Source organism: Lachnoclostridium sp. An131 (assembly GCF_002160825.1).
In the GTDB taxonomy this organism is placed as follows: Bacteria; Bacillota; Clostridia; order Lachnospirales; family Lachnospiraceae; genus Laedolimicola.
Genome location: NZ_NFLI01000023.1, coordinates 15,668 through 36,310, shown reverse-complemented (window position 1 = coordinate 36,310; position 20,643 = coordinate 15,668). Strand labels below are relative to the sequence as shown.

Annotated in this window: 21 protein-coding genes; all 21 read right to left on the bottom strand. The window is 52.0% G+C overall.

What is annotated here, in order from left to right:
- Positions 1-166: 166 nt before the first annotated feature.
- Positions 167-721 carry a flavin reductase family protein gene (locus B5E77_RS15565; RefSeq protein ID WP_087166281.1) on the bottom strand — a complete coding sequence of 185 codons (555 nt, stop codon included), beginning with the start codon at positions 719-721 and terminating at the stop codon, positions 167-169.
- Between the two features lie 167 nt (positions 722-888).
- A complete protein-coding gene (locus B5E77_RS15560) occupies positions 889-1,599 on the bottom strand; it encodes a DUF4405 domain-containing protein (protein WP_242963774.1) in 711 nt (236 codons plus the stop codon).
- Positions 1,600-1,905: 306 nt separating this feature from the next.
- Positions 1,906-2,238, bottom strand: coding sequence for a putative quinol monooxygenase (locus tag B5E77_RS15555; RefSeq protein ID WP_087166280.1), 333 nt, complete (start codon positions 2,236-2,238; stop codon positions 1,906-1,908).
- Between the two features lie 20 nt (positions 2,239-2,258).
- Positions 2,259-3,263: an aldo/keto reductase gene (locus tag B5E77_RS15550; protein WP_087166279.1), complete on the bottom strand. Its 1,005-nt coding sequence runs from the start codon at positions 3,261-3,263 to the stop codon at positions 2,259-2,261.
- A 215-nt stretch (positions 3,264-3,478) separates the two neighbouring features.
- Positions 3,479-4,312 carry an undecaprenyl-diphosphate phosphatase gene (locus tag B5E77_RS15545; RefSeq protein ID WP_087166278.1) on the bottom strand — a complete coding sequence of 278 codons (834 nt, stop codon included), beginning with the start codon at positions 4,310-4,312 and terminating at the stop codon, positions 3,479-3,481.
- A gap of 1 nt (position 4,313) precedes the next feature.
- The gene (locus tag B5E77_RS15540; protein ID WP_087166277.1) at positions 4,314-4,520 is read right to left on the bottom strand and encodes a hypothetical protein; all 207 of its coding nucleotides are present in this window, start codon (positions 4,518-4,520) and stop codon (positions 4,314-4,316) included.
- Positions 4,517-5,353, bottom strand: a complete 837-nt coding sequence (locus tag B5E77_RS15535) for a glycosyltransferase (protein ID WP_162609720.1) — start codon at positions 5,351-5,353, stop codon at positions 4,517-4,519. The genes B5E77_RS15540 and B5E77_RS15535 overlap by 4 nt, the downstream gene beginning before the upstream one ends.
- Before the next feature lie 57 nt (positions 5,354-5,410).
- On the bottom strand, positions 5,411-6,409 hold the full coding sequence (locus B5E77_RS15530) for a glycosyltransferase (RefSeq protein ID WP_087166275.1): 999 nt from the start codon (positions 6,407-6,409) through the stop codon (positions 5,411-5,413).
- Complete coding sequence (locus B5E77_RS15525) at positions 6,406-8,391, bottom strand: YfhO family protein (protein WP_087166274.1); 1,986 nt, start codon at positions 8,389-8,391, stop codon at positions 6,406-6,408. Before B5E77_RS15525 ends, B5E77_RS15530 begins: the two co-directional genes overlap by 4 nt.
- A gap of 254 nt (positions 8,392-8,645) precedes the next feature.
- Positions 8,646-10,175, bottom strand: a complete 1,530-nt coding sequence (locus B5E77_RS15520; RefSeq protein WP_087166273.1) for an alpha/beta hydrolase fold domain-containing protein — start codon at positions 10,173-10,175, stop codon at positions 8,646-8,648.
- 19 nt (positions 10,176-10,194) lie between these two features.
- The gene (locus B5E77_RS15515; protein WP_087166272.1) at positions 10,195-11,046 is read right to left on the bottom strand and encodes an aldo/keto reductase; all 852 of its coding nucleotides are present in this window, start codon (positions 11,044-11,046) and stop codon (positions 10,195-10,197) included.
- A 37-nt stretch (positions 11,047-11,083) separates the two neighbouring features.
- Positions 11,084-12,082 carry an aldo/keto reductase gene (locus tag B5E77_RS15510; protein WP_087166271.1) on the bottom strand — a complete coding sequence of 333 codons (999 nt, stop codon included), beginning with the start codon at positions 12,080-12,082 and terminating at the stop codon, positions 11,084-11,086.
- A gap of 20 nt (positions 12,083-12,102) precedes the next feature.
- Entirely contained in the window at positions 12,103-12,636 is a 534-nt protein-coding gene (locus tag B5E77_RS15505) for a flavodoxin family protein (protein WP_087166270.1), read from the bottom strand.
- 52 nt (positions 12,637-12,688) lie between these two features.
- Entirely contained in the window at positions 12,689-13,486 is a 798-nt protein-coding gene (locus B5E77_RS15500; protein ID WP_087166291.1) for a flavodoxin, read from the bottom strand.
- A gap of 55 nt (positions 13,487-13,541) precedes the next feature.
- Entirely contained in the window at positions 13,542-14,708 is a 1,167-nt protein-coding gene (locus B5E77_RS15495) for an iron-containing alcohol dehydrogenase (protein ID WP_087166269.1), read from the bottom strand.
- A 3-nt stretch (positions 14,709-14,711) separates the two neighbouring features.
- On the bottom strand, positions 14,712-15,806 hold the full coding sequence (locus tag B5E77_RS15490) for an alpha/beta hydrolase (protein ID WP_242963773.1): 1,095 nt from the start codon (positions 15,804-15,806) through the stop codon (positions 14,712-14,714).
- Positions 15,807-15,965: 159 nt separating this feature from the next.
- Positions 15,966-16,853 (bottom strand): LysR family transcriptional regulator, encoded by an 888-nt coding sequence (locus tag B5E77_RS15485; protein ID WP_087166268.1) that lies wholly within the window; start codon positions 16,851-16,853, stop codon positions 15,966-15,968.
- Between the two features lie 103 nt (positions 16,854-16,956).
- A complete protein-coding gene (locus B5E77_RS15480; RefSeq protein WP_087166267.1) occupies positions 16,957-17,874 on the bottom strand; it encodes an alpha/beta hydrolase in 918 nt (305 codons plus the stop codon).
- Positions 17,861-18,112: an SDR family NAD(P)-dependent oxidoreductase gene (locus B5E77_RS15475; RefSeq protein WP_087166266.1), complete on the bottom strand. Its 252-nt coding sequence runs from the start codon at positions 18,110-18,112 to the stop codon at positions 17,861-17,863. Before B5E77_RS15475 ends, B5E77_RS15480 begins: the two co-directional genes overlap by 14 nt.
- 58 nt (positions 18,113-18,170) lie before the next feature.
- Positions 18,171-19,178, bottom strand: coding sequence for an alpha/beta hydrolase (locus B5E77_RS15470; protein WP_087166265.1), 1,008 nt, complete (start codon positions 19,176-19,178; stop codon positions 18,171-18,173).
- Positions 19,178-20,611 carry a glycoside hydrolase family 1 protein gene (locus B5E77_RS15465; RefSeq protein WP_087166264.1) on the bottom strand — a complete coding sequence of 478 codons (1,434 nt, stop codon included), beginning with the start codon at positions 20,609-20,611 and terminating at the stop codon, positions 19,178-19,180. Before B5E77_RS15465 ends, B5E77_RS15470 begins: the two co-directional genes overlap by 1 nt.
- Positions 20,612-20,643 lie beyond the last annotated feature (32 nt).

The following is a 20,643-nucleotide window of genomic DNA, read 5'->3' as shown; positions in this document are numbered from 1 at the left end:
TCCGGTTATTTTTCATTTTTAAAAAGCAGAGCCAGGGAATTCCTCTCCTGCCGGCTCTGCTTTTTTGCAGCGCCTGTATGCCGGGTGAATTTTTCTCTCTGCATACCAGCGCTGAACCTGTGTCTGAATCCATATGGAACCTCATGACGGCTCCCTGCCCTGAAGCCTACTTCAGTGCCGCTCCATCCTTAAAGGCGTTTCCTACCCGTTCTCCCAGGCGGTAATAGCCTGCGTGCACGGTATCAAAAATAATGGGACTGAATTTCTCCAGGCTGAGCTCTCCATCCTCACCGAGAACACGTTCGTCGATGCTGACGTTCACGATCCTTCCCAGGTATTTGCCTCCGTCAATCACCTTCTTCAGTCTGCACTCCAGGGTCAGCGGAAGCTCATTGATGATCGGCGCATGAACAAACTCGCTTTCTGTCGTCGTGAAGCCGGCCTTTTCCATCTTTTTTTCCTCTTTTCTTCCGGATACCAGACCCACATAATCGCATGCCGTCATATGCTCCGCGTCAGCCACGCTTACGGTAAACGCTTTGTGAAGCATAATATTGTCCGTCGTCTTATGGCTTGACATGTCAATGATAATCTCATCTGCTCCGACGATTCCGCCCCAGGCCGCATTCATGGCGTTAGCCTTTCCGTTTTCGTCATAAGTGCCGATAATCATAACCGGCTGGGGATATAAATAGGGTTTTGCTCCAAAATTTTTTCTCATAATGGTCTCTCCTTACTTTCATATCATTTTCTTCACATCATTTTTGTTTACATAATAATATTATGTCTTTCTCTCCGGAAAGTCCAATGCCAATCCGGCAGAGCGTTATAATCTGTACGCATACTTGCGCATACTCTTTCCGCCCTCAGCCGGCATATACCGCAGGATTACCCGTGCATCTGCTTTTTCCTGTCCGTACTTTTACCTGCGGCGCGCAGCGCCCTCGCCAGATAATGTCCGATCCATACAAAAAGTCCCATGACTGCCAGATAATCTGCAAAAAACAAAATCAGCGGCTCCTCAAAATCAAAGAACGCGAAGGCAATCTGCAGGAGCATGTAAGCGCCAATCTGCCGCCGGAAAAAAGCGAATACGCCGTATCCCGCAATCAGAATTCCGATTGCTCTCAGAAGCCAGTCCCGGCGCAGTGAGGGTGCAGCGGCAGCACGGCCTGCCATTCCCATCATCATATTCCAGTGGAGGCCCAGATGCAGGGACATCAGTACAAAGCCCCAGTACGCTGCAAGCATGTGAAGGGTCCGCGCCCAGCCCCAGCCGCCCTGGATCGGCAGGAAGTCAAAGACATACCGGGACATTACGATTCCACTCACCATGGAAGATATCATACAGATCAGAACCAGAAATACCAGAGCCGTCTGCGCAATACGAAAAGGGGGGTACTTCCCTTTCAGAAGGTGCGCGGTCCATTTCCGGTTTAGGATATGGTGAACCACAAATGCAGCAAACATCCCCACGCCAAGCCACTCGTGTTCTTCTCTTCCAATCAGCTCAAAGGCCATCAGAAGCATCAGAAGAACTGTCATGAGCAGATCCACGATGATTTTGATTCTGACCTGTTTCGGCATTTTTTTGTTCATACCCTGCTGCTCCCGGATCTTTTTAATATCCAAGCTCTTCAAGCCAGTCCGCGATGTCATCCGTCAAATCCTCTCTTTTTTCGATACTGTTCTGTCCGGCATGTTCTGCAGAAGCAGGGCGCTGGTAAGCGCCGCCTGCTTCTGCAGATATTACCTGAAGGTTTATAGGGGACTTTTTTCCCTATGGCTACAGTATAAAAGAAACAGAAAGGATTTAGAAGTTTCTATTAGTTTTGGAGTATGAACCTCCAGGCTTTCACTTTCATCCCAAAGCCGCAGTTTTTCAGAATGTCAAGTGATGCACAGTTATTTTTTGATATATTTTGAATCTGAATCTGGAATACCTTCGTTGTCCGAAACATATCTTTCCACTCTCATGTGAAGATCATATTTTTCCCGAAGAGCGGCAATGGTACTCATCATGGAAGAGGCATGATGAACATCAAGGGACTCTTGATCTTTCCAGCTGTCAATCAGCAGAACTGTTTCGGGATCGTTCATCGGAAAAAAGTAGTCGTACCTTTCATTTCCGGCTTCTGCCCGAATCAGGCCGGCTGTTCCGCTGTGTTCCATTTCCTCGGCAAATTTGCGGGCGCTGCCATTTTTCCCAGTATAATAGAGATTCATAGTAATGCTCATGGTTCTTTTCCTCGCTGTCTTTATTTTTTTACATCCAGCAGCTTAACGCCCTCTTCTGGATTGCGGTCGATTGCGCCGACAATCCTGTGGGGGACATACGGCTCCTCCAGATAAGCGATGTCTTCAGCCGTAAGCCTGACGGCAAATGCCTCTGCGGCATCGTCAAAGTGGGACGGCTTGGTAGCTCCGATAATGGGGGACGTCACACCTTTCGCCCACTCCCATGCCAGAGCGATCTGCTGCATTTTGACGCCGTACCTTTCCGCAAGAGTATGGACTCTGCGGACAATCTCCATATCCTGTTCCTGAGTGCTGTCATATTTTCCCATGGCTGCCCGGTCCGTTCTGCTGCGGATGGAGTCAGAGTTCCACTCAGGCCGGGTCAGATGCCCCGCTGCCAGCGGGCTGTATGGCATGAGAGAGACATTCATCTGGCGGCAGATGGGAATCAGCTCCCGCTCGTCCTCCCGGTAGAGAAGATTATAGTGATTCTCCATTGCTGCAAACTGTGCCCAGCCATTGTCTCTTGCGGCAAGCTGCATATTGTAGAACTGATAGCCATACATAGCCGACGCACCGATAGCGCGAACCTTCCCGGCTGTCACCAGATCGTTCAGCGCTTCCATTGTTTCCTCAATGGGTGTGTCATAGTCAAACCGGTGAATGATGTACAGATCAAGATAATCGGTGCCAAGCCGCTTCAGGCTTCCGTCAATCTCGCGGTGGATGGCCTCTGAGGAGAGACGGCCGGGATTAAAGTAGACCTTGGATGCGATGACTACTTTATCTCTTGAAATATTTTTCCTGACTGCCCGGCCCAGGTATTCCTCACTGGTGCCTTCCGAATAGCCGTTAGCGGTATCAAAGAAGTTAATGCCCAGGTCTAAGGCGTGCTTTACGATTTTCTCAGTTTCGGCCTCGTCCACTGTCCAGTCGTGGAGTGTTCCGGCCTTTCCAAAGCTCATGCAGCCTACACAGAGCTTTGATACCTCTATCTCTGTGTTTCCTAATTTCGCATATTCCATATTGATTGACGCCTCCTTAAGGTTCCGGCAGCAGCTGCCGGATACAGTAATATGCAATTCATGAATTGTCGTCTGTGCAGCAGAAAGTTCACTTTCTCTTTTCTGACATCGTGTCAGCGATATTATTATACAGCTTTTCTGACACTGTGTCAACAATGGCTTTTGTAAATTCAGAAAGGTTCTGTCTGCAGATAAGCTTCTGCCTGTCTGCCATCTCAAAAGCTTATAATCCCTGCCGCGTTCAGAAAGACAATGATTCCGCCCAGCAGAATCCGATACCAGCCAAATACCTGAAAATCATGCTTTCGGATATACCCTAACAGGAAATGAATTACTGCCATGGACACCAGGAAAGCAGACACCATCCCTGCGAGCAGAGCCAAAAGCTCTGCCTGGGTGAAGGAAAGTCCATACTGCAGGATCCGCAGAAGGCTCGCGCCGAACATGACCGGTACCGCAAGATAGAAGGTAAACTCCGAAGCTGCGGTCCTGGATACGCCGAGCAGCAGGGCTCCCACAATCGTCGCGCCGGAACGTGAGGTTCCCGGAAATACAGCTGCCAGAAGCTGAAAGACACCGATCACCAGTACGGCCGGAACCGTAAGCTGATCTACAGAGGTCATCACCGGCTTTTTTCCTTTGTTCCATCTCTCAATCACAATCATGGCAATCCCAAAAAGGATTAGCGCTGCAGCCACGGGAAGGGGATGATAGAACAATTTCTCAAAAATGCTGTCAAACAGGATTCCGGCGACGGCCGCAGGAATACAGGCCAGACAGATTTTTCCCCACAGGACCAGCTTCTCCTTTTCCAGCACAGGCTTCTTTCTATCCTGAAGCTGCAGGGGAAAAAGCCGTTTCCAGTACAGCAGCGCAACCGCCAGAATTGCTCCAAGCTGTACCACTACCAGAAACAGCTGAACGAAGTCCGCGGAAGCTCCCAGGCCCACGAACTCATTCAGCAGGATCATATGTCCAGTGCTGCTGACAGGCAGCCATTCCGTAATTCCTTCCACAATGCCAAATAAGACTGCTCTTAAGATTTCCATCCTATCCCCTTCCTTTCCTTCTGGCTGAACCCGTTCTGACAGTCCCCGCCTCCCCGCTCAGCTCCATCCTAAGCCTTCGTGCATGGCGTTCTCTTTCTGTCTCATAGACCGCCTCCACCTTCCGGGCAAAGCTTTCCGCTGAAAAGGGTTCCGCTGAATCTGCAGCTGCCCGGCGCATTTCCTCCTTTTCCGTCTGGGGCAGGCTCAATAATATTCTCCTATCTGCTCATGGGGAATCATTCCGGTAAAAATCACGCTCGCCTCTATCCCCAGCAGACTCACCTGTTTTTCCAGCTCTCTCCGGTGCGGCCCGTCCCCCGCAATCATCAGCACCGTTCCTTTCCCCTGCGTTTTCTTGTGGCAATACAGAAGCTCCTCTATGCTTTTTTCTTTTGCCAGCCTTCCCACATACAGAAGCACTGCGGTCTCAGAATCTATGGAATATTTCGCCCGGATTTTCTCTCTCCAGAAGGGATTCCTGTACCGGGCATACTCTGACAGCTCGACTCCGGAAGGAACCACGTAGACAGGGCACGATACCCCGTATTCCTCCAGAAGTCCTTTTGTCTTTTCGCTGGGCGCAATCATTGCCGATACCCGTTCGGAAAATCCGAGCATCGCTCTGCGGACGAAGGCCCTTCCCCACTCCCTGCGCGGGGAAAAATAATGGGTATATTCTTCATAAACCGTGTGGCAGGTATGTACGACAGGAACATCCAGCTGAGCCGCAAGACGTCTTGCCGCAGGGAATGTGGAAAATTCACACTGGGAATGAATGATATCCGGTTTCCACTCCAGCAGCTCCTCCTTGCAGCAGATGGCCGCGGGAATTTTGACTCTCGCCTGCGGATAGACGCAGCCGGCCCCGACAGACGCCATATAAATTACATCGTTTTCTTCATGAGAATGGCATGTGCCGGATAAGGTCAGAATTTTTACCTCATGTCCTCTTTTTCTCAGTTCTCTGTCCAGTGTAAGCACAGACATTACCACGCCGTTGACCACCGGATAATACCAGTCTGTTGTAATCAATATTTTCACTTCCGTTCTCCCCAATCTGTTTTCTTTCATGCCGCAGGCCGCGGTGCAGGCGGTCTTTCAGGAAAGCTCTTCCATCTGGTAGATTTCATTCAGGCGCATTCCGGTAAGAAAAAGGCTGTGTTCCTCTGCCAGCCTTCTTCCTGCCGCCGTCAGATCACGGCATCTGCCAGAGCATACCATGTCCAGTCTCGCCCGGAACTCCTCGGCATTTTCTGCTTTAAACACATGTATGTTTTCCCGGAGCCAGCCGTCATAGACCGGAATTCTTCTCACGATCACGGGAACCTTGCAGGAGAGCGCCTCCAGCACCACGATGCCCTCCGTTTCCTCCTGGCTGCAGAACAGGAAGGCGTCCGCTCCGCAGTAAGCGTCCTTCAGCTCCCGGCGATCCACATAGCCCGCAAAAATCACATTTTCCGGCTTTCTGCGGACTGCTCTTTTCACATCCCGCGGAACGGCCCACCAGCTTCCGCCTCCAAACCAGACAAACATGGTATCCGGCATTTCCGAGGCAATCTGAAGGAAATCAAAAATCCCCTTCCTGCGAATCAGATGTCCCGCGGAGATAACGGCCTTCCTTCCCTCCGGTATTCCGTATTTTCTCCGAAACCGCTTTCCAGCCTCCGCATCCGGCCGGAAAAAATCCGTATCTACTCCATTGGTTATGGCATACAGAGGCTTTTTGATCCCGTAGCCTTCAAGTATTCTTCGGGAGTATTCCGTAGGCGTCAGAACAAGGTCACCCATACCGTAGCAGAAACAAAGCCATTTTTTAAAATATGGCGCCGCGAAATTGGAGCCGATAAAGGAATTTCGGAAGTCCTCCATGGTGGAATGCCCGTAATAGACCACCCTTTTCTTCTGCCTTCCGGCTACGTATGCCGCCAGCGCCGAATCTGGAAATACCGTATTGATATGTACCACATCTGCATTGCGCCAGCTGTCTGTCAGAGGCGCTCCTGTCATGCGCAGCATCTGTTCCTGGTGACAGACCGCGCTTCCCACGCCGCTCCTCTTCACAATGGAAAAGCCGCCCTTATAGATGTAGATTTTCATAATTTCCCACCTCCGTGCTTCGAGAAAGTCCCCGCAGTCCGGCTGATGCCCGTGAACACAGGCGCCGCAGCCGCAAGCCACAGAAGCAGGCAGAATACAGAAACCGCAGCTCCCAGCCGTAGGCCCGGCACCTCATAGCGGAGTTCCACCTTATGTAATCCCTTTGAGACAGGAACGCCCAGCATTCCGTCCAGATTCAGCGTTTCTGCTTCATTTCCGTCCACCCATACATGAATTCCCGCATCGTAAAAGGCGCCGAAAAACAGTATTCCGTCTTTAGAGGCCTGCATACTGCCTTTTCCATTTTCCAAATGGAGCTCATTTGCAGCCAGCTTCCGGTATATCTGGTCAAGCTGTGTCTCATCGCAGATACCCAGAAGGGCTTCCGTTCTGCTGTCTGTGAGCTCAATTCGAACGGTCCTGTCTGCGTCAGAATAACCCAGATCGAGAAAGTTGTTGTTCCAGTCGCCCTTCTTTCTCAGACTTCCGTCGATTCTTGCCTCATCCGGCTCTACTCCGCCGATCCAGAGATAGCCGTGTTCTCCGCCCTTCAGATCCACTTCAAACACGGTATCTGCTCCCGGCTGTCCCCGCAGGGCAGGTATGATCTTTGTCCGGTAAAGCGTGCCGCAGCCCATGGCAGACAGAAGATGGTTCTGTACCTCCAGGGGATTGTCCCCTGTCAGCCGGAAGCTTCTCATACTGCTGTCTGTCAGATACCCATCTGCCAGCGCCCGGGGATTTTCGTACAGATCAAAATGATTTCCGCTGTCCGTTTTCCTGTAGGGGGTCTGCAGCTGCAGATCCTTCCTGCATGCCAGATATTTTATGCCCAAAAGCATATCGGCTGCTTCTGTCCCTCCCGCATACTGAAACCGGTTTGCTCCCGTCTCAAAGCCCATCCTTTCCATCCACGCCTGCATCCTATCCGTGTTTGTGGAAGAGAACATGGAAACCCCGTTTATCTGATATAAAAGCTCCTCATTCCGTAAAACCGGGTTCACGATATCTGTCCGGTACCCTTGTCCCGTATCCTTTATGCTCATCATCTGCTTCAGCTCCTTTCCACTTATCTCATAAAGATTCCTGTTTGCGCTTCCGTCATGGCAGATGCCAACAATTCCATGAATTCCGATTTCCCAGAATATCAAAACAGCCAAAAGAAGCTCTATCCTTTTCCTTCCGGATTTTTTTACAGAGGCTGATGACGCTTCCATAAAAAGGCTGTAGTATAACGCAAGCATGCCCGCCGTTGCAAGGATCGTTCTCATGTTTCCCGTATTCACACCTACGGCGGCACAGAACAATACCGAAACGGCTCCGCCCGCTGCCGTTGCCCTCGCGTCCATTTCCATGCCTTTTCCCCAGCCCTCGGCGGCGGCCTTCAGAAGCAGAAAGATAAACAGAAAGGCAAAACGGTTTGGCATCCCGACAGGCTTGTGCAGGCCGTGAAGCAGCAGATTCAGCGCTGAAAAATGAAAGCCCGCAAAATAAAACAGCAAAAGACCTCCTAAAGCCGCTCTCTGCTGCCAGCGGATTTTCCGGTTCAGCAGATAAAGCGCCAGAAACAGGATTGCCGCACAGCCGCAGTAAAGATTGACGGCGGACTGGTCAGCGGTAGTAGCATAGGGCCAGGAATCCAGCATCAGCCGGCCCAGCTGTTCCCAGATGCTTCCATAGGTGACAGCCGGCGCAGACAGTCCTGCCTCCTTTGCTGCTGTCGTCTGTGCCACCGCAAACATGGCGGGAATCAGGATTACCGCCGCTATTCCTCCGCCCAGGACAGAGGCGCCTGCAAATTTCAGCCCTGATTTCCACCAGCCTTCTCTCCGCTTCTCCGCGCCAAACCGGGCCGCCAGATAATAAAGAACTGAAAACACACAGAGCAGAAAGCCCATATAATAATTGGACAGAATACAATATCCAAGCGCCGATATTCCCTTCCAGAAGCCTCCCGCATATCTGCTTAATTCCGCCTGCATTTTTTTCTCCTCCACACCTCTGATTTCTTATACCTGATACTACCTGCAAAAGCTAACGGAACAGAATAGAAACCTTAAACTTTTCCTAAACAAATTCTTAACTGGTTTCTGTTTTTTGTTCCTGTAACGTTTCAGAATTATGGAAAGAACAATGAAAAAGGGCTGCCTCTCTTTTTCAGAAAAGCAACCCTTTTTTTATTAGAATTCTTCATTTCTCCTTTTGTTCTGTATTTATTATAGGAGGTTCTTCCCTCTCAGCTTTCAAATACAGCTTCCAGCCAGGCGTCATACTCCGGAATCCATCCGCCTTCCGCGCCAAAGCCGTGGGGCATTCCTTCCAGCACATGGGATTCCACAGGGATCTCCGCTTCCTGAAGTGCCGCGATACACTTCTCAAACTCTCTCACGAAGGGATCTCTGGTCCCGTAGGCAAAATATGTGGGTGGCAGATCCGATGTCCGGAATTTCTCCACGTCTGTGGAAGCCACGCTGAGTCTTCCGTAAAAGGAATAAATCATGCCGCAGGCCGCCGCGTCGGCCGATACCTCATCCAGGGCGTCCGGTACATAGCTTTCATCCAGGGCGGTTCCATTTACGGTTCCGTCATAATTCAGAAGCATCTCGCCGCTTAGGATTCCGCCTGCGGAAAAGCCCATGACCGCAATGTCTTCCTCATCGATTCCATACTCATCTGCATGACTGCGGACAAAGCGCACGGCTCTCGCCAGATCAAGCGCTCCTTCTTCCTGGGTGTAGGGACGCAGCCGGTAATCCACCACAAAGCTCTGATAACCGCGTTCGCTCAAAGCCTCTGCCACAGGCGTGCCTTCATACTGATCGCTGCGGTACTGGAACGCTCCGCCCGCACAGATCAGTACGGCTCCCTTGATTTTCGTTCCTTCCGGAACCGGGAAAGTCCGCACAGTCGGACGGAAATCCGGATCATCCGCATAGCTTCCATTATTTACCGTATATTCTGTCACGGCAGGCATGTTTCCTTCTTCCCAGAGGTAAAAGGTCTGCCGGCTGCGCGGGTCTACCGATGCGCTGGCTACCGTACTGCCTGCGCCAGATTCCGGAGCATTTTCTTCCGGATCAAGCCCCAGAGATTTGGCCCATTCTGTGATACGCTCTGCCTGTTCTTCTATCCCGTCTGCCGGAATCTCCAGTCCGCTGCTCTGTACCAGCGCGCCCGGCTGAATCTGGGAAATGCTTTCCGCTGTCTGGCTGAGCAGATCTCCACTTCCTTCTGTGCCGCTGTCTTCATTTCCGCTAATCACAAAGGGAATGACGGCTTTGGCGCCGAAATCATAGGCATTCAGAAAGTCTTCCGCTGCTTCCGGCAGGCTGCCGTCCGCGCTTTCCATGCCAAGAATCACTGTCTCATAAGCTGCAAAATTTTCTACCGGATTCTCTTCCGGAGCTGCGCTGATTTCATACAGAGTTCCTCCGGTCTCCTGCGCAATCAGGCTGGCTGCATAAGCGGCGGCGTCTGTATTCTGCGCACTCTGCGCCTCCTGTCCGTCCTGCTCTTCTCCCTGAATGTCCTGACTGCTCTGCCCTTCTGCCGGCACATACGCTATCAGGACTCGGGAAACGCTGGTCTCTGAACCGCCTGCATTTTCCGTGCCGGTATTTTCAGAAGCCTCTCCGCTTTCCGCGCTTTCCATATGGTCACTCTGTTCACTGTCTCCGCTACTTCCGCTTCCCCGATTCGTTCCGCAGGCCGCCAGAAGGGCGGAAGCCATCACCAGAGCCAGAAGTAAACATATTACCCGTTTCATTCTTCTCACCTGCCGCCGTCTATACGTTTCTTACGAGACCTGCCAGATTCTCTACCACAGCAGGGTCACGGTGATTGAAGAAACAGCTTGAGCCTGTATCCAGAGCGGCGATCTGCGCCATGTCTTCCGCATCCAACCGGAAATCAAATACGTCAAAATTCTGCTCCATGCGCTCCTTTCGTACGCTCTTCGGAATACACACGATTCCTCTCTGCAGCAGCCAGCGGAGCACAGTCTGAGCGACGCTCTTTCCGTGTTTCTCCCCGATCTTCCGGAGAGTTTCATTGTGGAACAGATCGTTTTTTCCTTCCGCAAAGGGCGCCCAGCCTTCCATGACGACACCCTTGGACTGCATGTATTTCTGAGCTTCCTGCTGCTGGAAGAATACATTTGCCTCCACCTGGTTGACTGCCGGAGCCACCTCGTTAAACGCGATCAGGTCAGCCAGACGGTCCGGGTAGAAGCTGCACACGCCGATGGCGCGGACTTTTCCTTCCCGATACAGCTCCTCCATAGCTCTCCAGGCGCCATAGTAATCATTCAGCGGCTGGTGAATCAGATACAGGTCCAGATATTCCAGTCCCAGCTTATCGAGGGACTTCTGGAAAGCTGCCTTGGCCTTCTCATAGCTGGTGTCGGAGATCCAGAGCTTGGTCGTAATGAAAAGCTCTTCTCTGGGAACGCCGCATTTCTTCAGGGCGTGGCCGACTGCTTCTTCATTTCCATAGGAAGCGGCTGTATCAATCAGGCGGTAACCTGTGGAAATGGCGTCCAGCACCGCCTGTTCACACTCTGCCGGATCTTTGATCTGATAGACGCCGAATCCAAGCTGAGGCATCTTCACTCCATTATTTAAGGTTACATATTCCATAAAGCATCTTCCTTTCTCTTTTTGATTCTGGGACGGTTTATTTCTTGATTCTGGAACCGCCGAACACTTCTGACATGGGAACGGTATCCAGCATCCGGTCTATTTCCTGAAGCTCCTTTTCTGTCAGCTCCACATCCGCCGACCGGGCGTTCTCAATCAGGCGGCTGTACTTTCTGGTTCCGGGAATCGGCACGATCCACGGCTTCTTTGCCAGCATCCAGGCCAGGGAAATCTGTGCAGGCGTCGCGTCCTTCCGGTTTGCAAGCTCTTCCAGATAATGCAGAAGCTCCTGATTCTTATCGATGCCCTCTGCGGAAAACTGGGGCATCACACTGCGGTAATCTGTGCCCGCCGCAAATTTGGACTCTTTGTTGTATTTGGCGGACAGGAAACCGTTTGCCAGCGGGGAAAAGGCTACAAAGCCGATCTGAAGCTCTTCCAGAACCGGGAAAAGCGCTTCATAATCCCGGTACATCATAGAATACCGGTTCTGTACGGCTGTCACCGGGCATACCGCGTGGGCTCTTCTCAGCGTTTCCTCATCTGCCTCGGAGATTCCCCAGTGTGTGATCTTTCCGGCGTCAATCAGCTCCTTCATGGCCCCGGCGGTCTCCTCTATCGGCACAGTCCGGTCGATTCTGTGAATGTAGTACAGATCCAGATGATCGGTCTGCAGGCGTTTCAGAGAACCCTCTGCCGACTTCTTTATGGTCTCCGGCCGACCGTCCGGGATCAGCGGCTTGTTGACCTCCGCAGAGGTCTCGTCAAACCGGATGCCGCATTTGGATGCCAGCACAATCTGATTCCGGTACGGCTTTAAGGCCTCCCCCAGCAGTTCCTCATTGTCGTGGGGATTCTCCGGCGTTCCATATACCTCTGCCGTATCAAAAAAGGTATATCCGGTATCGATTGCCTGGGATAACAGCTCCGTCATCTCTTTCCGGTCAGCGGCTGGGCCGTAGGCGTGGCTCATCCCCATACAGCCAAGTCCCACTGCCGATACTTCCAGATCTTTTCCTAAAATACGTTTTTTCATTTCTGTTTCACCTCAAACTCTTAAATGGATTTTCCGGCTTCATACGCTTCCTGAAAGGCGGGCGTATCCCTGACCTCTCCCTTCTGATAGACGCCCTCTCCACAGATCTCTCCTCTGACGCGGGCGCCCGGAAGGCAGTCGGCAAAGCCTCTCATAGCGTCAAATGTCCGTTCCATCGCGTGCCGGCCTGCCGCAGCTGTGGCGATAAACCAGAGATCCTTATTCCGGATCTCCGTGTAGCGAGGCAGCGTCCGGTCTATCATGGTCTTCAGCTGTCCGTCCATGGAATAAAAGTACACTGGAGTCGCCAGAACCAGCACATCCGCCTGTACCATCTTATCCAGAAGCTCTGTCATATCATCCTTCTGCACACAGACGCCTTTTCCTTTGCAGCCGTAGCAGGCCATGCAATAGCCTATCTTCAGGCTGCGGAGATCCACCTTTTCCACCACATTGCCTGCCTCCTCGGCTCCCTTCTGAAACTGTTCGCAGAGTATGTCAGAGTTGCCTCCTTTTCGGGGACTGCCTGACAGAATCAATACCTTTTTGCTCATAATCTCTTTCCTTCTTTCACTTTTTTAATTTCTGCTGTCTGATATGTATCAGCTACAGGCCAAGCCCTGCCGCCCAGGAGCTGATCTCCTCTTCCGCACCGGCCACCTCGCTTCTGGAGATGCTTAAGCCGTCTTCCCGCACCTCCGCATCAGGCTGAAGCTCCGCGATGGTGTTTACCGTATTGGAAAATCCGCTGCCGCCGTGGGCCGTAAAGGGAATGATGGTCTTTCCTGAGAAATCATATTCTTCCAGGAAGGTATAAAGCGGCATCGGCATATCGCCCCACCAGTTTGGAAAGCCCAGAAGAATCGTGTCATACTGGTCCAGATTTTCGATCTGTGTGGAAAGCTCAGGACGGGCGTCTGCATCCTGCTCTTCCGCCGCCTGATCGACCAGCGGTTCGTGATCCAGCGGATATTCCTGTGCCGTCTCAATGCGGAAGATATCTCCGCCGACTGTCTCCTGAATCACATCTGCCATATACTGCAGATTTCCAAGGACTTCTCCATCTCTCACGACGATGCTTGCGCCGGCCACCGCATCGACGCCCTCTGTATCCACATCCTCAGGAACGGAGAAATACGCAATCAAAACATGCTCATCCGATTCCTGCGCGCTCTCCTGGCTGTCCGCAGACTTTTCTTCGGCTGCGTCAGCTTCCTGCTCTCCGCTTTCTTCCGCGGTCTGCTGTTCCTCGGTCTCTGTGCCTTCCTCGGTCTCTGTGCTTTCCTCCGTCTCTGCAGTTTCCTCCTGTACGGTCTCCGCCGACGCCTCTTCGCTGCTTCCGCAGGCTGCAAGTCCCATTGTCATCGCCAGTGTTAGCAGCATTGCAAGTGTTTTCTTCTTCATTTTCTTCATCTCTCTTTCTTTTTCTTTGTATGTATGTCTCAGTTTCTGTATGGAATTAATAGCATTCCTGAAAGATTTCCAGAATTTCCTGCGACTCTGTCTTCCGGTAGGCTCCCGGGGAGAAGCGGCAGGAATCCGCAATCTGTTTCAGCTGTTTTTTGTCTGTCACACCAAGCTCCCGAAGGGTGGTCGGCAGCCCCACCTCCCGGATAAAGTCCGCAAGCGCGTCGATTCCCGCCCGTGCAAGCTCTTCCCTGCTCTTTCCTTCAGGAGAAATACCCCACACGTTTTCTGCGAACCGTGTGAATTTGACGAGTCCGTCCCGGTAAAGATGCCGGTAGTAAACCGGATGCAGCACAGCTACGCTGCGGCTGTGGCTGCATCCCGTGTAGGCCCCTAGCTGATGCGCCATCAGATGACAGGTAAAATCGCATTTCTTTCCCAGCTTAATCAGCCGGTTTTCCGAAAGGGTGGAATCCCAGAGCAGGTTGCTTCTGGCTGTGTAATCCTCCGGGTTCCGGACTGCCTGCCTGAGATTCCGGATGATGTTCCGCATCAGTGCCTCGGATATCTCATCCGACACATTCTGCTCATCCGGTTCGCTGAAATAGGTCTCCATGATATGGGAAAGGCTATCGAAAGCCCCTGATACCATCTGCTCCTTTGGCAGGCTGAAGGTGTACGCCGGGTCCATCAGGGCGAATTCGGGATTGCATCTGGGATAATCATATCCTGTCTTGATCTTTCGCTTCTCATTGGTGATGACAGCGGCTCCGTTGCACTCGCTTCCGGTTCCTCCGGCTGTGACGATGACGCCCACAGGCAGCGGTTCAAAATCCACGATGCCCCTTCTGGCCCAGTAATTCTCCCAGGGTTCGCCGCCGCACCGGGCCGCGAGAGCCACCGCCTTGCTGCAGTCCATGACGGAGCCTCCGCCGATTCCCAGGATCATTTCCGCACGGCTTTCATTTGCCAGGCGGGTGCCCTCCAGTACCTTTTCGTAGGTGGGGTTTGGCATGATTCCGGAGAATTCCACGACATTTTTTCCTTCCTTCATCAGGATACTTAGAACCTCGTCATAGATCCCGTTCTTTTTCACGGAACCCTCCCCGTACGCCATCATCACCGTGCTGTACTCCTTCACCAGACAGGTCAGGAATTCCCTGACGCATCCCCGGCCGAAGTAGACCTTGGTTCCGTTCTCATAGATAAAATTGTTCATATTTTAAGCTTCCCCCTGACTGCTGTCGAGCTGCGCCTGCCAGAAGGCAATGGCGTCATCGATCCACCCTTCCGCAGAAGTCCCGATTCCCAGACCGAATCCATGCTGCAGATCGGGATAATGGTGAAATTCCGTCTCAACTCCCGCTTCGCTTAGGTTCGCAATTCTCTGCTCCATGGTATGCCAGTTGGCAATGCCGTCGTTTTCTCCCACACAGGCATAGGTGGGCGGGTCGTTTTCTGTATAATCCGTGTGCCCTGTATACTGCATAATGACTGCACCCGGCCGCGGAAGCTCCGCTCCTCCAAAGGCTGCCGGACCATAGGAGCCGAGATAAGCCGCCATTCTTGCTCCAGCGGAGCCGCCCCACAGGGAATAGCAGTCCGTGCTGACGCCAAGCTCTTCCGCGTTTTCAAAGATAAACGTGATGGCTGCCGCCAGATCCTCGCAGGCCACATCCGCTCCGCCTGTCCGGTACTGAAGAGCGAACGCATTGTAGCCCTGGCGGCTCAGCTCCAGCGCATGAGGAAAGCTCTCATGAATCGAACCCACATAGGAAAAGCCGCCTCCCGCGTTCACGACCGCAAAGGGCGCGTCCGGATCTCCCCGGAAGAAAAAGAGTCCCGTATTTTCCTTATCCGGGTCCTCCGCCTTTTCCTCGTCGGTGTAAATGTCGTAAAAAATGGTTTCGCCCGCAGATACCATATCCTTCATGGAGTTGAGGACGTCCAGAGTGGTGTCTGTATTGATATAATTGTGATAGGGCAGCATGGAATCGATGCTTTCGAGGGTCATGTTCTGATCCGGCTCTCTTCCGTTCAGCGGAAACAGGAACTGTCCGAAGCCTTCAAAATCCGGATCGGAAACCACGTCCGCCACCCGGGTATCCGCAGTCATATAAGCCGCAGAGCTGCTGTCCGAAACGCCGTCTTCCGTCTCGGTCCCTTCTGTCTCTGTGTTTTCCGTTTCTGCGTCTTCCTGCCGGTCGTCTCCGGCCGCTGCCGCCGTGTTTTCTTCTGGAGAAGAGGGCTGGAAAGTACATCCTGTTATTCCAAGCGCCAGGGCAAGAAAAAATACCGCTGCTGTTTTTCTCATCATTTAAAGCCTCCTGTCAACCGATAATACTGGCTTTTTCTATGTTTATTGTAATAAAAAAGAGACTTCAGCAGAAGTCTCGATTAGTTTCTCAGTTTATACCTTTCGCTTTCTAGTGATTTTGAAATCCGGTATAAAGTCAGCCCTGGCCGGCACGCAGTTTCAGACTGTCTTCTTTACGGCCTTCAAAAACCGCTTTACCAGATCGGAAGGCTCCGGTGAGTACAGGATTCCATAGGGAATCGTATACTTCCATTCCACAGGAATCACCTTCAGCAGAGGATGCACATCCTTCCAGTTCTCCACAACCATCAGAATATCATTGCTGTTCTCGCACTGGTTAAAAATGTCCACGCTGTAGATATCAAAATCAATGACATGGATCTGGGGATGGTTTTTCCAGATGTCGTCCCGCAGTTCATCCACATAGTTGCTCCATCCACGGTGCATCATCAGAAAATTTTCTCCATGCAGATCCTCAAAGGTCAGAAGTTCCTTATCCGCCAGTCTGTGATTGATGGAAACCGCGCAGCAGAGACGCTGTCTGGACAGCTCAAGTCCCGCGCACTGGCGGAGCTTCAGCATGGTCTCATCGAAGATTCCGGCTACCACGTCAATATTCTGTCCCAGATTTTTCAGGATCTCTCTGGCGTTTTCCAGGCTGTTCATATAGGGAATCATCTGAAGCTTGATGTCGGGATAATCCTTCTGTATTCTGGACCATGTCTGGACAAGGGGTGCCGCCGGCGTCATGGGAGAGGTTCCGATCCGGATGATGTTGTCTTTCTCCTGCATGGCTTTCTTTGCCCGTTCCACGGATTCCTTACAGTATTGAATAATATATTTTGCATCTTTATACAAGGATTTTCCTGCTTCTGTAAGCGCAAGCCCCCGGTGAGTCCGGATAAAAAGCTTCAGCCCCAGATCCTTTTCCAGAAGATTGATCTGTTTCGTGACTGCAGGCGGAGTAATATAAAGAGCTTCAGCTGCCTTATTAAAGCTTCCGAGATCCGCCACAACAATAAATGTCTCAAGCTGCAGGTTATACATAGAACCACACCTCCCATTTATTTTTTATATCACGAAACGTCGGAAAATACCAGATCAAGATGTAATTTTTTTATAAATATGCGCCCGTATGGATAAATTTCCTTTATCTCCCTGCTCCTCTGTTCTTTTTCCAGAAAGCTGCTGCATCGTCCAGCCATCCTTCCGCTTCCGTTCCAATCCCAAGGCCGAAGCCATGCCGGAGTCCTGGATACAGATGAAACTCCGTATCGGTGCCAAAGGCTTTGAGGTGCTCCAGACGTCTCTTCATGACACGCCAGTCAGCAATGCCGTCCCTTCCTCCCACACAGGCATAGGTAGCCGGATCCTTTCTGCTGTACTGACTGTAGCCCGTATACTGCATGATCACGGCCGACGCCCGCGGCAGCCGCCTTTCTCCGAAGGCATCCGTGCCAAAGCAGCCCAGCCAGGCAGCCATCCGTGCCCCTGCGGAGCCGCCCCAGAGCGAATACCCATCTGTGTCAATTTCCAGCTCTCCTGCGTGTTCAAAAATAAAGCAGAGGGCTCTCGCCAGATCCTCACAGGCCGCATCCGCACTGCTGGTCCGGTAGACCAGGGCAAAGCCGTGATAACCGCGGCGTCCAAGCTCCAGCGCATGCGGCAGGCTCTCATGAATGGAACCCACATAATAGAAGCCCCCTCCGGCGCATATCACCGCAAAGGGCGCGCCCTTCTTTCCCTGAAAATGAAACAGTCCGGTATCCCGTTTCTCCGGGTCCCGCCTTTTCTCCTGTTCCGAATAAATATCGTAGAAAATCGTCTTTCCCTCTATTCTCCGCTCTTCCATCGTACGAATGACATCAATGGTGGTTTCCGTATTTATATAATTGTGGTAGAGAAGCATGGAACCCACCTCATCCAGCGTCATGAATGAGGACGGACGCCCAAAGGCAGTGGGAAAAATCAGTCTTCCATAATGTTCAAAAAGCGGATTGTCAATGACATCCACCACCTTTGTTTTCGCCTCAATCAAAAATCGGCCTCTCTGCTTATTTCTTTCCATTTTCGAATTTCCTCCAGCCTCTTCTCCATGACCGCTTCCGCAGCTTCCGCATGCTTTCTCTTTCCTGAAGATTCAGGCGCAGGGTCATGGCCTGCTCCGGATACTGTGCCGCAAGCTCCCAGATCGTCTTCGGATTTCTGGCAGTCAGCGCCACATTTTCTCCATGCCGCAGAGCCGCCTCGGCGATTCCTCTTTCCAGGCCGCTGGAACAGCCTGTGATCAGCCATGTTCTTTTCATCTGATTATTCACCTCTTCTGTCAGCCTGCGCCTCAGGCGCCAGTGCTTTCTTCTGTTTCTATATGGTATCTGACTTCCAGAACGCCTGATACAGAGCTTCGCAGCGTATCCGCCGCATTCTTCTGGAAATCATGGTATCTTTCCTCACATCAAAGCCGTGGAAGGTTCCTTTCACATCCTCAAGCCGGGCCGGAACGCCTGCCAAGCGCAGCTTCTCCCGGAAGCGCACGCCCTCGTCATGAAGGCAGTCAAACTCTTCCACCTCGATATATGCGGGAGGGAGATTCTGAAAATCACCGGCTTCCAGCGGCGAAGCGAACCTTCGCATTCCCATATCGCCGTTTTTCAGATAAAGCTCCCACATTTTCTTTGTAAGCCGGGCATTCCAAAGTGGACTGTCCGTATATTTTTTCATAGACTCCGTCTCCATACGGGCATCCAGCACCGGATAAATCAGCAGCTGGAAACAAAGCTGTCTTCCCTGCTCTTTCTCCCAAAGGGCGCAGGCGGCCGCCAGAGCTCCTCCTGCACTGTCGCCGCCTACCGCAATCCGTTTTTCATCTATATGAAGCGCTTCCGCATGTCTTCTCACATAGGAAAGCCCTGTACGGCAGTCCTGGAACGGAACCGGAAAGGGATACCGGTCCGAGGTTCTGTAATGCACAAAGACTACCATACAGCGTGCTTTCCGCGCATACTCTGCCGCGATTTCATGGATATAGGGAGCGTCTCCCAGACAGAAGCCTCCGCCATGAAAATACACCAGACAGGGGATATCCTTCTTTAAATCTTCCGACTGGTAAATCGTAAGCCGGATCCATTCCCCATCCTCCGTACTCACCCATCTTTCTCTGCGCCGGATCCCCTGGGGAGGAGCCGGCAGCTTCATGGAAGCCAGCCGGCTGTTGGCTATATTAAGAAAGGGATGGGAAAGGAGATTTCCTGGAATGAAAAATTTATTAAAAAGTGGGTATTCATCCACCAGGGGATACCTGTGATTGCGCCAGCCGCACCAGGCCGCCAGAGCGGCCGCGGCGCCTGCCAGGCCAGGAAATTTCTTCTTCATCAAAGAATCTCTCCGTTGCTTTCAATGACCTTTTTGTACCAGTCGAAGGACTTTTTCTTCCTTCTGGAAAGATCGCCGGTCCCATCATCATATTTTTCCACATAGATGAATCCATACCGCTTGGCCATCTCTCCTGTGGATGCGCTTACCAGATCGATGCAGCCCCAGGGCGTATAGCCCATCAGGTCTACGCCGTCCTCCACGGCCTCACGCATCTCCTCGATGTGTCTGCGCAGATAATCAATCCGGTAATCGTCCTGAATGGAACCGTCCTCTTCCTTCTTGTCAAAGGCTCCCAGGCCGTTTTCCACTACCATAACCGGAATCTGATAACGGTCATAGATTTCATTCAGCGTATAGCGCAGTCCCTCGGGATCGATCTGCCAGCCCCAGTCGCTGGATTTCAGATAAGGATTCTCCACGCCTCCGATCAGGTTGCCCTCCGCTGCCTTTTTGCCCGGCTCCGCGCTGATGCAGCCGCTCATATAATAGGAAATGGTATAGAAGTCCACGCAGCCCTCTCTTAAGGTCTCTGCGTCGCCCTCCTGCATCTCGATCTTCATTCCCTGCTCCTTAAAGTACCGCAGGATATATCCCGGATAACGGCCCCGAACCTGTATGTCGCCGCAGAACCAGTTTTTCACCTGATTGAACTCCTGGCAGGCCAGCACGTCCTTCGGATTGCAGGTCAGCGGATACATGGTGGCAAAGAGCTGCATACAGCCCACCCGGTATTCCGGATCGATCTCATGAGCCAGCTTCACTGCCTTTGCGCTTGCCACAAACTGGTGATGCAATCCCTGGAAGCGGAGCTGCGGGATATCCACCTGATGCATGAAGTCCTTCGTGCCCTCATTGAGGATTCCCTGGGAAAGGAAGCCGCCAAACTTACCGGTAGCGCTGTTAATCTCGTTAAAGGTCAGCCAGTATTTCACCTTTTCTTTATAGCGTCGGAACAGTACCTCACAGTATCTGATAAAGAGGTCGATCAGTTCCCGGGACGCCCAGCCGTTGTACTTCTGGGTGAGCGCAAAGGGCACCTCATAATGGGAAAGCGTGATCAATGGCTCAATCTGGTATTTCCGGCATTCATCTATCACACGGTCATAGAATTCCAGCCCTTTTTCATTGGGCTCTTTCTCTTCCCCTGTGGGAAAGATTCTTGTCCAGTTGACGGAAAAGCGGAATACTTTAAATCCCATCTCCGCAAACAGGGCAATATCCTCTTTGTAATGATGGTAAAAATCAATCGCCTCATGGGAAGGATAAAAGGTTCCTTCCTCCAGTACCGGCGTAATCCTCTTGGGCCGGGTGTGGGTTCCCCCTGTGCAGATATCCGCACAGGAGATTCCCTTTCCGTCCACGTTCCAGGCTCCCTCGCACTGGTTTGCCGCCACAGCGCCGCCCCACAGGAAATCCTTTTTAAATGGCATACAAAAGCCCTCCTCTGTGATTTCGTTGTCAC

Excerpts from the sequence above, each read along its gene's own strand:
- B5E77_RS15545 (WP_087166278.1), bottom strand. The coding sequence starts at position 4,312 with ATGGAAATCTTAAGAGCAGTCTTATTTGGCATTGTGGAAGGAATTACG.
- B5E77_RS15475 (WP_087166266.1), bottom strand. The coding sequence starts at position 18,112 with ATGAAAAGAACATGGCTGATCACAGGCTGTTCCAGCGGCCTGGAAAGA.
- B5E77_RS15555 (WP_087166280.1), bottom strand. The coding sequence starts at position 2,238 with ATGAGCATTACTATGAATCTCTATTATACTGGGAAAAATGGCAGCGCC.
- B5E77_RS15515 (WP_087166272.1), bottom strand. The coding sequence starts at position 11,046 with ATGGAATATGTAACCTTAAATAATGGAGTGAAGATGCCTCAGCTTGGA.
- B5E77_RS15530 (WP_087166275.1), bottom strand. The coding sequence starts at position 6,409 with ATGAAAATCTACATCTATAAGGGCGGCTTTTCCATTGTGAAGAGGAGC.
- B5E77_RS15550 (WP_087166279.1), bottom strand. The coding sequence starts at position 3,263 with ATGGAATATGCGAAATTAGGAAACACAGAGATAGAGGTATCAAAGCTC.
- B5E77_RS15500 (WP_087166291.1), bottom strand. The coding sequence starts at position 13,486 with ATGAAGAAGAAAACACTTGCAATGCTGCTAACACTGGCGATGACAATG.
- B5E77_RS15465 (WP_087166264.1), bottom strand. The coding sequence starts at position 20,611 with ATGCCATTTAAAAAGGATTTCCTGTGGGGCGGCGCTGTGGCGGCAAAC.
- B5E77_RS15510 (WP_087166271.1), bottom strand. The coding sequence starts at position 12,082 with ATGAAAAAACGTATTTTAGGAAAAGATCTGGAAGTATCGGCAGTGGGA.
- B5E77_RS15485 (WP_087166268.1), bottom strand. The coding sequence starts at position 16,853 with ATGTATAACCTGCAGCTTGAGACATTTATTGTTGTGGCGGATCTCGGA.
- B5E77_RS15470 (WP_087166265.1), bottom strand. The coding sequence starts at position 19,178 with ATGAAGAAGAAATTTCCTGGCCTGGCAGGCGCCGCGGCCGCTCTGGCG.
- B5E77_RS15480 (WP_087166267.1), bottom strand. The coding sequence starts at position 17,874 with ATGGAAAGAAATAAGCAGAGAGGCCGATTTTTGATTGAGGCGAAAACA.
- B5E77_RS15565 (WP_087166281.1), bottom strand. The coding sequence starts at position 721 with ATGAGAAAAAATTTTGGAGCAAAACCCTATTTATATCCCCAGCCGGTT.
- B5E77_RS15505 (WP_087166270.1), bottom strand. The coding sequence starts at position 12,636 with ATGAGCAAAAAGGTATTGATTCTGTCAGGCAGTCCCCGAAAAGGAGGC.
- B5E77_RS15495 (WP_087166269.1), bottom strand. The coding sequence starts at position 14,708 with ATGAACAATTTTATCTATGAGAACGGAACCAAGGTCTACTTCGGCCGG.
- B5E77_RS15525 (WP_087166274.1), bottom strand. The coding sequence starts at position 8,391 with ATGCAGGCGGAATTAAGCAGATATGCGGGAGGCTTCTGGAAGGGAATA.
- B5E77_RS15520 (WP_087166273.1), bottom strand. The coding sequence starts at position 10,175 with ATGAAACGGGTAATATGTTTACTTCTGGCTCTGGTGATGGCTTCCGCC.
- B5E77_RS15560 (WP_242963774.1), bottom strand. The coding sequence starts at position 1,599 with ATGAACAAAAAAATGCCGAAACAGGTCAGAATCAAAATCATCGTGGAT.
- B5E77_RS15490 (WP_242963773.1), bottom strand. The coding sequence starts at position 15,806 with ATGATGAGAAAAACAGCAGCGGTATTTTTTCTTGCCCTGGCGCTTGGA.